This window comes from Sphingobacterium micropteri (assembly GCF_014692515.1).
Lineage (GTDB): Bacteria > Bacteroidota > Bacteroidia > Sphingobacteriales > Sphingobacteriaceae > Sphingobacterium > Sphingobacterium micropteri.
On sequence record NZ_JACOIK010000007.1, the window covers coordinates 296,727 to 309,328 of the forward strand.

Consider the following 12,602-nt stretch of genomic DNA (forward strand, 5'->3'; position numbering starts at 1 on the left):
GGAATAGCATGACATTTGAGGAATTTTTTGCCAAAAAGAAAATAGACTTGTCACAATTGCAGGGTGATAATCAGATGCTGTATGATGAGTTTAGGCAGCATTATACTCAAATGGGCGAAAAAAGTTTCGACCATACCAAGAAGTTTTGGTTTAATAAATTACGAAAGCAGTATACGTTGATTGAGGAGGAAACGGTGGTTAGAGATCAAACTGTTTCTGCGGAGATATTAGAGGAGCTTTCTTCGGATCCGGCAACACCAGTAGCTCCTTCGAGCAAGCCAGCAGGTTTCAAGCCGAGGTTTAAGGCGGGCGCTACCAAAGCTGCAGAACCGGAAAAGCCGAAGGAGGAAGAAGAAATCAAACCGGTAGAGCCAGTAGCTCCTTCGAGCAAGCCAGCAGGTTTCAAGCCGAGGTTTAAGGCGGGCGCTACCAAAGCTGCAGAACCGGAAAAGCCGAAGGAGGAAGAAGAAATCAAACCGGTAGAGCCAGTAGCTCCTTCGAGCAAGCCAGCAGGTTTCAAGCCGAGGTTTAAGGCGGGCGCTACCAAAGCTGCAGAACCGGAAAAGCCGAAGGAGGAAGAAGAAATCAAACCGGTAGAGCCAGGAGCTCCTTCGAGCAAGCCAGTAGGTTTCAAGCCGAGGTTTAAGGCGGGTGCTACCAAAGCTGCAGAACCGGAAAAGCCGAAGGAGGAAGAAGAAATCAAACCGGTAGAGCCAGCAACTCCTTCGAGCAAGCCAGCAGGTTTCAAGCCGAGGTTTAAGGCGGGTGCTACCAAAGCTGCAGAACCGGAAAAGCCGAAGGAGGAAGAAGAAATCAAACCGGTAGAGCCAGCAACTCCTTCGAGCAAGCCAACGGGTTTCAAGCCGAGGTTTAAGGCCGGCGTAACCAAAACACAACCGCCTAAAACAGGGGAAGACGATTAAGGATTATTTTCTAACATATACGCCAACGTGCGTATTACCCTGTCATGTTTTTTGACAAACGGATTCTCTTCGTTCCAGACATAGCCCGCTAACACAGCACATATCTTACGTTTGACATCTGGATTTTCAGGACGGTGGAAGAAAAGCGTTTGTAGATTGCCCGTATACCATTCTTTCACATAAGTCGTAAAGACATTAATACCGCGTTGCATATAATCAGCATATTCGACTTGCCAGTCTATTTTCTCTCCCCGCAATTGACGGTGAGCTAGTTTTGCAGAAAGAATGCCTGATTCTGTTGCAAAGCACACACCGGAAGAAAATACAGGGTCTAAAAATTCCGCACTATTTCCCGTTAATGCAAACCCATTTCCAAACATTTTGGAGACAGCAGCAGAATAGTTTTTAAGATGAATAGGTTCGAATTCGAAGTCTGTATTCGCAAAACGTTTGACATAAAAATCAGACAGCTTAATCGCTCTTTTTAAGGCTTCTGCCGTACCGTCGTCTCCCTTCAACTGCTCGATAAAATCCGTGTGTGCAACGATACCCAAGCTTGTCACCCCATTGGAGAAAGGAATTACCCATAGCCAGACCTCGGTATCCAGTACATCAAATGAAATTTGCGTACCTTCTATACCTTCGGGACGGTTAATATCCTTAACATGCGAAAAGATGGCGGAATGTGGATTAAGCTGTGATGGTTTGTCTAAATGCAGTAAACGCGGAAGGACACGTCCGTATCCGCTGGCATCGATGACGAATTTGGCTCTTATTTGTGAGCTGTTCCCAGTTTTATCTTGGATGGTTGTTAAAGAGTCCTTGCCATCAAATTGAATCGCCGTAACAGTGGTCTCAAAAGTGATGTCCACATGTTTTTGTTGCAATGCCTCTGTCATGGCGTAATCAAAATCGGCGCGTGGAACTTGCCAAGTCCAATCCCAACCCTCTCCAAATTTATCACTAAAATCGAAGTCGCTAATGACGTCCCTTCGAATAAAACGTGCCCCCGGTTTTTCCTGAAAATTTTGCGCTTGTAACGCAGGCAACAGTCCCGCTTCGTCGAAATGATCCATGACGCGTGGAATAAGACTCTCGCCTACAACCAAACGCGGAAATTTGGATTTTTCGATAACTTTGATGTGGACATCTTGTTGTTCTAAATAACCCGCGGCAACACAACCCGAAGGTCCCGCACCGATAATTAAAATATCTACTTCCTCGACATGCATAGCTTGATGAATTAAGTAAATTAAAATTAAATTATAGTATTTTTGCAAACGGCTCGATACGATATTGTCCGACAAAAATAGCAGTAAAATCTGTGCTTTTTGATGGTAAATAAAAATTAGTGAAGAATATAGGCGTACATGATTTCGGTAGATAAAAAATTAACATTGTCTCAGTTTTATGAGATTATATTTAAAGGTGAATCTCTTGATATAGAACCGGAGGTACTCCGAGTAGTAGAAGAAAGCCATACTTTCCTGAAAGAATTTGCTGCGAATAGGGTAATCTATGGTGTGAATACCGGCTTTGGGCCGATGGCACAATATCGTATACAAAATGAAGACACGAACCAGTTGCAATACAATTTGATCCGTAGTCATGCTGCGGGAACGGGTGATGTTTTGTCGTTACTTCATGTAAAAGCAGCCATGCTGACGCGTTTGACAAATCTCTCTAAAGGGAAATCTGGCGTGCACGCAAGTGTTATTGAACTGCTCAAGGAATTAATTAATCGAAATATTATACCCGTCATTTTTGCACATGGTGGCGTAGGAGCAAGTGGTGATTTGGTGCAGCTCGCGCATTTGGCGCTGGTGTTAATTGGAGAAGGGGAGGTGATCTATGACAATGAACGTAGGCCTACAATGGCCGTTTTCGAAGAAGAGGGATTAAAGCCTATTGAGGTGGTCGTACGCGAAGGGCTATCGCTGATTAACGGCACATCTGTAATGACAGGCATTGGCATCGTCAATTATTGCTATGCATCTAAACTGCTGGACTGGTCGATTTGGCTTTCTTGTGCGATGAATGAAATTGTTAAGGCGCATGACGACCATTATTCTGTGAGCTTGAATACGGTAAAGTTACATGTTGGACAAAACCGGGTTGCCGCTCTTATGCAGGAGCATCTGATGGATAGCCAATTGATAAAAAAGCGAGAAGACGATTTATATTCGGGGAATAATCAGGAAGACATTTTTAAAGATAAAGTGCAAGAGTATTATTCGTTACGTTGTGTCCCACAGATTTTAGGGCCGATTTTGGAGACCATTGAGCAAGCAGGGAAAATCCTGGAGGATGAGCTAAACTCTGTAAGTGACAATCCGATTATTTCGGTGGAAGACCAAAATGTGTATCATGGGGGGAATTTTCACGGCGACTATATCTCCTTGGAAATGGATAAGCTGAAGTTAGCTATTACGCGATTGACGATGCTATCGGAACGACAGTTAAATTATCTTATGAATGCTAAAATCAATGGATTACTACCGCCGTTCGTGAATATGGGTAAGCTTGGTTTTAATTTTGGGATGCAGGGTGCCCAATTTACGGCTACCTCTACTACCGCTGAAAACCAAACACTTTCCACTTCCATGTATGTGCACAGTATTCCGAATAACAACGATAATCAAGATATTGTAAGTATGGGAACAAATGCTGCGGTGATAGCGAATCGTGTGATCGTGAATGCATTTGAAGTGCTTGCTGTGCAAATTATCGCTGTGAGACAAGCAATTGATATTTTAAATTATCAAAATTTAGTATCTTCAAAAACAAAAGCGGTATACGATGAGATTAGCGAGATTATCCCTGCCTTTTCGGATGACAACCCGCTTTATCCTGCCATTCAGCGGGTTAAAGAATATTTAATGAACTAATATGAAGTGTGCAGTAGTAACAGGTGGGTCAAGGGGTATCGGACGGGCAATATGTAAAAAGTTAGCGGTCGAATTGGGATACCATGTGTTAATTAATTATCAGGGGAATGAAGAAGCCGCTAAAGAAACATTAGCCGCATTGAAAGATGAGGGTGCAACAGGTGAGATTATTAAGTTTAATGTTGGAGATATAACCGATGTAAAGCAAGCATTACAACGATGGAGTGATCGTCATCCTGAAGCAATCGTGGAGGTCATTGTCAACAATGCAGGTATTGCGAGAGATGGTCTGTTTATGTGGATGTCTCCGGAAGATTGGTCTTCTGTGCTAGACGTTTCTTTGCAGGGCTTTTACAACGTGACACATTTTTTTATTCAGAAACTATTACGTCAACGATATGGTCGAATTATAAATATCGTTTCGGTATCGGGCGTTAAAGGAACTGCGGGACAAGTTAATTATTCGGCGGCGAAGGCTGGTGTTGTAGGTGCTACAAAAGCATTGGCACAAGAAATTGGAAAGAGAAACATCACCGTCAATGCTGTTGCTCCTGGTTTTATCCGTTCCGACATGACAGAAGGGATGGATGAAAAAGAATTGAGAAAGATTATTCCCGTAAACCGATTCGGTGAAGTAGAAGAGGTGGCTGATCTAGTCTGTTTCCTGGCCTCCAAGAAAGCTGGTTATATCACGGGAGAAATTATCAATATAAATGGTGGAATTTATGCTTAGGGTTGTAAGATGAGGAAACGTGTAGTCATTACGGGAATGGGTATCTATTCTTGTATCGGTAAGAATTTGGAAGAGGTCAGGCAATCGCTTTTTGAGGGTAAATCCGGTATTGTGATTGATGAAGCCCGATTAGCCTTTGGGTTTCAATCTCCGTTGACGGGCGTGGTGCCTGCACCGGATTTAAAGAGAGTGCTCAGCAGGCGCCAACGTATCAGTATGGGGGAGGAGTCAGAGTATGCTTATATGGCAACAATGGAGGCGTTAGATCAGGCGAATTTGCGAGAAGAAGATCTTGGTAAGCGAGAGGTAGGCATTCTTTTCGGAAACGACAGTGTTTCCAAAGCGGTTATCGAGGCCACAGATATCGTACGAGAAAAGAAAGATACCCAGCTCATTGGTTCTGGAGCAATCTTTAAATCGATGAATTCTACCGTTACGATGAATTTGGCCACAATTTTCGGATTGTCTGGGATTAATATGACGATTAGTGCTGCTTGTGCTAGTGGTTCGCACGCTATTGGCCTAGGTTATATGTTTATCCAGCAAGGATTGCAGGATATGATTATTTGTGGAGGAGCACAGGAAATCAACCCTTATGCTATGGCTAGTTTTGATGGTTTAGGTGTCTTTGCGACGGATATTAGCCACCCACAACAAGCATCAAGACCTTTTGATAAAAGACGTACGGGATTGGTGCCTAGTGGTGGAGCAGCAACAGTCATATTGGAGAGTTATGAATCGGCCGTAAATAGGGGCGCACCTGTCATCGCAGAAATAATAGGTTATGGTTTTTCTTCCAATGGAGGGCATATATCAACCCCTAACATCGAAGGACCTGCGAAAGCGATGCGACGAGCACTCGAACAGGCCAATATACGGGCTGAAGATATTGCCTATATAAACGCACATGCCACATCAACCCCAATTGGTGATGCAAATGAAGCAAAGGCTATTTTAGAAGTATTTGGGAATAGGCCCTATGTTAGTTCTACAAAATCCATGACAGGACATGAGTGTTGGATGGCGGGCGCGTCGGAGATCGTATATTCTACCTTGATGATGCAGCATGGGTTCATCGCCCCAAATATTAATTTGGAGGAACCGGATGATGATATCAGCGAATTAAATTTTGTTTCCCACACCATAAAACAAGAATTTGATATATATTTGTCTAATTCTTTCGGATTTGGTGGAACCAATTCCGCGTTGGTGGTCAAGAAATTTAACGATGGATAAAGCGAGTATATATCAAAAGATAAATGAAATCTTGGTGGAAGAGTTTGAAGTAGATGAGGAGATTATCAGTCCGGAAGCGTCTTTAAAAGAATCTCTTGATCTGGATAGTTTAGACTATGTAGATTTGGTTGTTATTATCGAATCTAATTTTGGCGTTAAACTCGTTGAGGCGGATTTTGATGAAGTAGTTACGTTCCAGGATTTCTATAACGTCGTAGAACAAAAAATGACGATAAGGAGTTAAATCGGAGGGTAATATGAGCCAATGGGACGGAAAATCAAAAGGGACACTCCTTGGCTATAAGATATTTGTCTTTTTAATAAAAAAATTAGGGGTTCGAGCCGCCTACTCATTGCTTGTTTTTGTAGCATTCTATTATTTTCTTTTCTCTCCCAAAAGTTTCCGGGCTATTTATTATTATTTGCGTCATCGGCAGGGTTATGGGGCTTGGAAAGCATTTTGGAAAGTTTATCAAACCTACTTTGTATTTGGACAAACCATCATCGATAAGGTGGCTATCTCTTCTGGTCTACGCGACAGATTTACCTATGAATTTGACGGGATAGATACGTTAAAGGAAGTTCTGGCAAATAAAAACGGGGGTGTTCTCATTTCGGCACATGTGGGAAACTTTGAAATTGCCGATAAATTTTTCGCTGATATTGATTTGGATCTTCAGATTAACCTGGTGACAGCAGATCAAGAGCGTACAATCATTAAAGAATATATCGAACGTATTTCTGAAAAACCGAGTGTTAAGTTCATCCATATTCAAGAAGATATGTCTCATGTCTTTGCTATTAACGAAGCCTTGTCCAGTAACCAATTAATTTGCTTCACCGGCGATCGGTATTTTGATGGTGCTAAAACGCTCACCGCTTCTCTGCTTGGTGAAGAAGCCCATTTTCCGGCGGGGCCTTTTCGTATTGCATCTCGCTTATCTGCTCCCGTTATTTTTGTATATGTCATGCGCGAATCCGGACTTCACTATCATCTTTATGCACGTAAGGCAATCGATGTAAAACGGCGTGATCCACAATCTTTTCTGGCAGCGTACACAAGCAGTGTGGAAAGTATATTGCGGAAGTATCCGCTACAGTGGTTTAACTTTTTTGATTTTTGGAAATGATCTCTTTACCTATTTCGGGCGAAAAGCTATTATCACTCATCCCACAACGCCCACCGATTGTTATGGTGTCTAGTTTAGAAAGCTATGACGATAAGGAACTGGTGTCGACTTTTGTTGTTCGTGAAGGAAATATATTTGTTAATGGAGCAATGTTGGCAGAAAGTGGTTTACTTGAACATATGGCACAATCCATTGCATTGCATACCGGGTATAGTTATTTCTTGAAGGGGGAAGATGCACCGATGGGTTATATTGGTTCTATGCAGAATGTAGAAATTCAGGATCTACCTGTAATAGGAGAGACCGTTTTTTCTACTATCACAATTCTACAAGAATTTATGGGCGTTACATTGGTTGAGATCGAAACAAAATTGGAAGACAGGATCATCGCTCGCGCTCGCATCAAGACGGTGATTGCAAAATAGCATGTCGGCTTTTGTAGTCATTTTGGCAGGAGTGACACCTGCCTCATTTGAAAAAATATGAAAAAAGTTAATGTGTAGGATAAATGCCTACTTGACAGCGGGTTGTGTCGCGTATTTTTTTAAGATCTCCTAGTTTATTTTGCATTGTATTAATTTTCAGCACGTTCCTTGTGGGGTTATGTGTGAACTAATGTTATTACAACAAAAATTTAATCCGATGAAACTTGTATATGCTGCCTTTAAGGAAAGGTTGGTTTATGCAAAGCTTGATCATTTTTAAAAAACAAATTTTACGATGAAAATTCTAGTAATTGGCGCCGGAAACATGGGGCTAACGTATGCTCATGGGATGGCCCAATCAGACTTGTTGAAAGAGAAAGATTTAATGATTTTAGACAACTCAGCAGAAAAAATTGCTGAATTACGAGCAGAGAATACGTTCGATGTCTACGAAAAATTGGAAGATTGTTTGCCTAAAGCAGACATTGTATTTATTGCCGTGAAACCTTATCACAGCGATGAGGTTTTTGAAGCGATCAAAGCGCACAAAAAACCAGATCAGATTTTTGTTTCCATTATGGCAGGCGTCACGATAAAGACTATGCAGGAAGCGATGGATATTAAGAAGGTGGTACGTGCGATGCCAAACCTGGCAGCACAGGTTGGTCACGGGTTTACGTCGTTTATAGGATCCAAAGAGGTTTCCCGGTTGGAACTACTCACGGTAGAAAAATTAATCGACACGACTGGCCGCTCCATCAAGCTTGCGAATGAAATGGAAATCGATAAATCTACCGGTATATCCGGTTCAGGTCCCGCTTACGTATTCTATTTTATGGAATCGATGATGGAAGCCGCTGTCAAAATGGGTTTCAGAGAGAAGGATGCGCGCTTGATGGTCGCACAGACTTTTCAAGGAGCTGTGGAACTCTTTAATAGCTCCGACCTTAATCCGACCGATTGGATGGATAGGGTGGCCTCTAAAGGAGGAACTACGCGTGCCGCATTAGATTCTATGGAAGAAAATAATGTCAAAGAATTGATTAAAGATGCAGCCTATGCCGCGTTTGACAGGGCGGTACAGCTGGGAAAGGAAAGCAATAAATAAACATGTATAAAAAGAGAATTGTTATTAAAGTTGGTACAAGCGTAATGGCCAATCGGGATAATCGGATTATGCTATCGGCTTTAAATAAACTGGTTGATCAAATAGCAAAATTGTATGAAGACAATATCATGACGGTACTGGTCTCCTCAGGTTCGGTAAATGCTGGACGCGAAATATTGGGAGACAGTGTGATAGAAGACAAATCGCAACGAAGACAAGTGTACTCTGCTATAGGACAGCCGCGATTGATGCGCCATTATTATACCCTTTTTCAGAATTATGGTATGCGCTGCGCCCAGGTGCTGGCTACGAAGCGTGATTTCAATCCGGGAGAGCATCGTACCAATATGATTAATTGTTATGAAGGGTTGATGTCAGAAGGTGTTATTCCTATCGCGAACGAGGATGATGCCGTTTCCGTGTCCCATTCGATGTTTTCAGATAATGATGAGTTGGCGAGTTTAATTGCCGAATTAATTCATGCCGATATGCTTATTATTTTAACGGATATTGATGGATTTTATACGGGACATCCTGCCGATGAAAGTTCGAAGTTGATTAGCGAAATTAAGGTTGATCAGCAGGTAGAGCAATACGTCACGAAGACAAACAAAGGCGAGACATCCGGTCGTGGGGGGATGGAGTCGAAACTTAAGGTTGCCAAACATACGGCCGCAAAACATATTCCGACGTATATTGCTAATGGCAAAAGAGATGGTATTATTTTAGACATCATAGCGGGCAAGCCTGTTGGAACGAAAGTGACGGCTTAATGCTTTGTAGATTAAGAACATATCTCCATGCAACATGTTGTGTGGAGATATGTTTTTGATCAAATTATTCCTCTTCCCCGCTACCCAGGACTTCGTCATCGGCTGCGGATTCGACCAGTTTTGCTAGCAGCTTTTCTACTTCCTCTTCTGATGAGGTGAGCTTAGCTTTGCAAATGGCGATGAGTTGAGATGCTCGACGTATCTTTTCTGTTAGCTGGTCGACATCGGTTTGTCCAGATTCGATTTCCGATACAATCCGTTGAAGTTCTTCAAACGCATCATTATAGGTGTATGTATTTTCCATTGTTGGTTTATCTGTTTAACGTTTTTTCATCACTTTACTATATACTGTTCCGTCATACAGGATGGTTTCGATTTCATCGCCCACCTTTATCGAAATCCCCTTCGTAACAGCATGACCGTTAATTTTAGTAATACTAAATCCTTTTTTAAGCAACTGCTTTGGATCTGCCAATTGTAGTAATCTTTGTATACTGTTAAGATCTGCTTTTCGGTCTTTCAGCAATTGCCTACAGAAGAGTTGCAAGTGATTGGTTAATGTTGTCAGTTTATGGTCTTCAGTAGCTAATATAGCTTTGCTATTCCACGATATCGACTGGCTATATTGGGCTAATAGGCGATCTTCTTTTTCAAATAAACTTTTTGAGGCTTGTATGATACGGTTTTGAGCTTCATCCACCGGAATAGCAAATTGATGAAATTTCTGTATTAAGAAGTCGGCTAGCTCACTAGGGGTAATCGCATTCTGATATGCAACCATCTCGCTGACGGTCTCGTTTGTAGAATGCCCGATACCGGTGATAACCGGAATAGGAAAAATAGCAATTGCCTTAGCCAGTTGATAGTTGTTGTAAGAAGAAAGTCCCACCTCTCCACCGCCGCCACGAATAATCGCTACAGCATCAAATGCCTCGGTTTTCGCTGCAATATTGGCTAATTGTCGAATAATAGAGGGAATAGATTTGTCTCCTTGCAATAGTGCGGGAAACAAGGTATACTCGAATTTATATTTCCAGGGATTTCGCTGAATAATTTTAAAAAAATCGGATAGCCCTTTACTCGTTTCCACAGAGACGATTGCGAGGCGCTTAGGCAGGAGGGGAAAAGGTAAGTTTTTATTAGCCCGGAATATACCTTCTGCCTGGAGCTTTTGTATACTTTCTCGTTTCTCTCTTTCCAACTCACCCAACACAAACGTGGGATCTATATCGACGATTTTAAGGCTAAAGCCATACAACGGGTCGTAAGAAATACCTGCTTGGAATAAAATGGTAATGCCGTCTCTCAAGGGCTCATTTAACAGCTTGTGGAACTGCTCATTAATTCGTTGGTAATCAGTTTTCCAGAGTATCGAACGCATCTCTGCTACCACCTTCCCCTCTTTTTTCTCGACAAGTTCTGGATAACAATGTCCCGAGTGGGTATAGTGGTTAAGTTTGTTCATCTCCGCTTTAATCCAATATAGACTTCTGTATCGTTCCGCAATAGTTTTCTGAATACTGCGGGATACTTCCAAAAGAGAAAAAATAGTCTTATTGTCTATAACTTCGGGCATAAATCAAATATAGGGTTTTTGTGTTCTTTTTTTCTCAAAAAATCTTGCGTATATTTTAATACATTTATATTCTAAAATGGCAGTTAAAATGAAAAGTACGATAACTTATTTTTATTTATTACTACTATTATATACCACCGACAGCTTTGCGCAATATAAACAGACTGTTGTCAACAAAGCCATTATGGCTCAAAATGCAGGAAGTATAGTTCCGTTAAAGCGTTTGGATAGGCACCGCATGGCGGTGATTACGCCTTTTCCTAACAAATATGTCCATTTTGTAAATATGGTAAAGCGTTATGCTGATGTGGAAAGTTTTGATTTCAACGGTTATGAAGAGCATACAAAATATCACAATACTATTATTATTGCTGGCACAAAGGAAGATCTCCGAAACGATTTATTGTTGATGGTTCAACAATCAATAGTACATAATAAACAAGTTATTGTCGTACGATTTGAAAATAAGGCTACAACTTCAAGTTGGTCACCGGGGCGTTTACAAGGTCGATTTTCGGAATTGATTTATCCCGAATTTAATAAGGAAGCTCAGCAGTATGCTGCCATGTCGGTTTTTGGGGGGCTAGCTATCACAGAGGGACAAAATAAAACGGAACAGACTCGCTTGCAGTATGCGACGGAAAATTCCTGCGGATTGGATATGGAGGGCATGACAAAAAAGATTGATGCCATTGCTGCGGAAGCTATTCGCGAACACGCGGCACCGGGTATGGTTGTTATGGCCGTGAAAGATGGACAGGTTATTTTTGATAAAGCGTATGGCACGCATACTTATGGTACGAATGCAAAAACGACAACCTCCGATATATTCGATCTCGCATCCGTCAGTAAGATTGCAGGTACAACGCCTGTAATCATGCATTTGCAAGAAAGAGATATTATTCATTTGGATAGCACTATGGGGTGTTATTTAGGGCAGGCACAAGAGACAAATAAAAAGGATATTACACTTCGCAGCGTATTGTTACATGAAGCAGGGTTTACCCCTTTTATCCCGTTTTATCGAAACCTGAAACCAGGTGATTTGGTACATAAACCAGATACAGCTCATCAAGTGCGCGTGGCAGACAAAGCCTATCTCCGGAACAACTATTATAGGGATGTAATGTGGCCTCAAATGCTGGCGTCACCTGTAAAACCGGTTGGCAATTATGTCTATAGCGATATTAGTATGTACGTCATGAAAGAAATTACGGAGCGTATGACGTCCAAGCCAATGGAAGAATATGTGCAGGAACTGCTGTATCAGCCCATTGGTATGAAAACAGCGGGCTATAATCCGCGGCAGCGTTTTGCGAAAGAACGCATTTTACCAACGCAGAACGATACGGTTTTTCGAAAAGAGCTCTTGCAGGGATATGTACATGATGAAGGTGCGGCAATGGCTGGCGGCGTAGCGGGTCATGCGGGACTTTTTGCGACAGCAAATGATCTGGCTATTTACGGTCAATTACTGTTAAATAGAGGTGAGTACGGTGGTATCCGGTATTTCAGGCCGGAGACAGTCGATTTATTTACATCCAGACAATCGTTGACCAGCCGGCGTGGGCTAGTTTTTGATCGAGCTGATCCGGATAAGAAAAAAGAATATCCTTCTCGATTGGCAAATGAATCCGTGTTTGGGCATACAGGTTATACCGGCACGTGTATATGGATCGATCCCCAAAATCAACTTATTTACATTTTCTTGTCCAATCGGGTTCATCCGCAAGTATCGACAAAGCTGTTGGATTTAAATATACGTAGTCGAATACAAGATGCTATTTACGAAAGTTTGTAACCATGACAT

At 41.9% G+C, this 12,602-nt stretch carries 13 protein-coding genes; 10 read left to right on the forward strand and 3 right to left on the reverse strand.

The window, feature by feature from the left end:
• Window positions 1-8 precede the first annotated feature (8 nt).
• Window positions 9-923, forward strand: coding sequence for a hypothetical protein (locus tag H8B06_RS11670; protein WP_190994447.1), 915 nt, complete (start codon window positions 9-11; stop codon window positions 921-923).
• On the opposite strand, the gene H8B06_RS11675 is transcribed toward H8B06_RS11670, so the two are convergent.
• Window positions 920-2,155 carry an NAD(P)/FAD-dependent oxidoreductase gene (locus H8B06_RS11675; protein WP_190994448.1) on the reverse strand — a complete coding sequence of 412 codons (1,236 nt, stop codon included), beginning with the start codon at window positions 2,153-2,155 and terminating at the stop codon, window positions 920-922. The genes H8B06_RS11670 and H8B06_RS11675 overlap by 4 nt on opposite strands.
• Before the next feature lie 138 nt (window positions 2,156-2,293).
• On the opposite strand from H8B06_RS11675, the gene H8B06_RS11680 reads away from it, so the two are divergent.
• From H8B06_RS11680 to proB, 8 genes are all read left to right on the forward strand, one after another.
• The gene (locus tag H8B06_RS11680) at window positions 2,294-3,811 is read left to right on the forward strand and encodes an HAL/PAL/TAL family ammonia-lyase (protein ID WP_190994449.1); all 1,518 of its coding nucleotides are present in this window, start codon (window positions 2,294-2,296) and stop codon (window positions 3,809-3,811) included.
• Between the two features lies 1 nt (window position 3,812).
• On the forward strand, window positions 3,813-4,544 hold the full coding sequence (gene fabG / locus H8B06_RS11685; protein ID WP_190994450.1) for a 3-oxoacyl-ACP reductase FabG: 732 nt from the start codon (window positions 3,813-3,815) through the stop codon (window positions 4,542-4,544).
• Between the two features lie 9 nt (window positions 4,545-4,553).
• Complete coding sequence (locus tag H8B06_RS11690) at window positions 4,554-5,780, forward strand: beta-ketoacyl-[acyl-carrier-protein] synthase family protein (protein ID WP_190994451.1); 1,227 nt, start codon at window positions 4,554-4,556, stop codon at window positions 5,778-5,780.
• Window positions 5,773-6,024, forward strand: a complete 252-nt coding sequence (locus tag H8B06_RS11695) for an acyl carrier protein (protein WP_130142023.1) — start codon at window positions 5,773-5,775, stop codon at window positions 6,022-6,024. The genes H8B06_RS11690 and H8B06_RS11695 overlap by 8 nt, the downstream gene beginning before the upstream one ends.
• A 13-nt stretch (window positions 6,025-6,037) precedes the next feature.
• On the forward strand, window positions 6,038-6,910 hold the full coding sequence (locus H8B06_RS11700; protein WP_190994452.1) for an LpxL/LpxP family acyltransferase: 873 nt from the start codon (window positions 6,038-6,040) through the stop codon (window positions 6,908-6,910).
• Entirely contained in the window at window positions 6,901-7,335 is a 435-nt protein-coding gene (locus tag H8B06_RS11705) for a hypothetical protein (protein WP_223857635.1), read from the forward strand. Before H8B06_RS11700 ends, H8B06_RS11705 begins: the two co-directional genes overlap by 10 nt.
• Before the next feature lie 295 nt (window positions 7,336-7,630).
• On the forward strand, window positions 7,631-8,443 hold the full coding sequence (gene proC, locus H8B06_RS11710; RefSeq protein WP_130142021.1) for a pyrroline-5-carboxylate reductase: 813 nt from the start codon (window positions 7,631-7,633) through the stop codon (window positions 8,441-8,443).
• Between the two features lie 2 nt (window positions 8,444-8,445).
• The gene (gene proB / locus H8B06_RS11715; protein ID WP_190994453.1) at window positions 8,446-9,216 is read left to right on the forward strand and encodes a glutamate 5-kinase; all 771 of its coding nucleotides are present in this window, start codon (window positions 8,446-8,448) and stop codon (window positions 9,214-9,216) included.
• Window positions 9,217-9,280: 64 nt separating this feature from the next.
• Here proB and xseB read toward each other — a convergent pair whose 3' ends face one another.
• Together xseB and xseA are read right to left on the reverse strand one after the other, a co-directional pair.
• Entirely contained in the window at window positions 9,281-9,520 is a 240-nt protein-coding gene (xseB, locus tag H8B06_RS11720) for an exodeoxyribonuclease VII small subunit (protein WP_190994454.1), read from the reverse strand.
• A 15-nt stretch (window positions 9,521-9,535) separates the two neighbouring features.
• Window positions 9,536-10,792, reverse strand: a complete 1,257-nt coding sequence (xseA, locus tag H8B06_RS11725; RefSeq protein WP_190994455.1) for an exodeoxyribonuclease VII large subunit — start codon at window positions 10,790-10,792, stop codon at window positions 9,536-9,538.
• Between the two features lie 88 nt (window positions 10,793-10,880).
• Here xseA and H8B06_RS11730 point away from each other — a divergent pair, with 88 nt between their 5' ends.
• Window positions 10,881-12,593: a serine hydrolase domain-containing protein gene (locus tag H8B06_RS11730; protein WP_190994456.1), complete on the forward strand. Its 1,713-nt coding sequence runs from the start codon at window positions 10,881-10,883 to the stop codon at window positions 12,591-12,593.
• The last annotated feature ends 9 nt before the right edge of the window (window positions 12,594-12,602 follow it).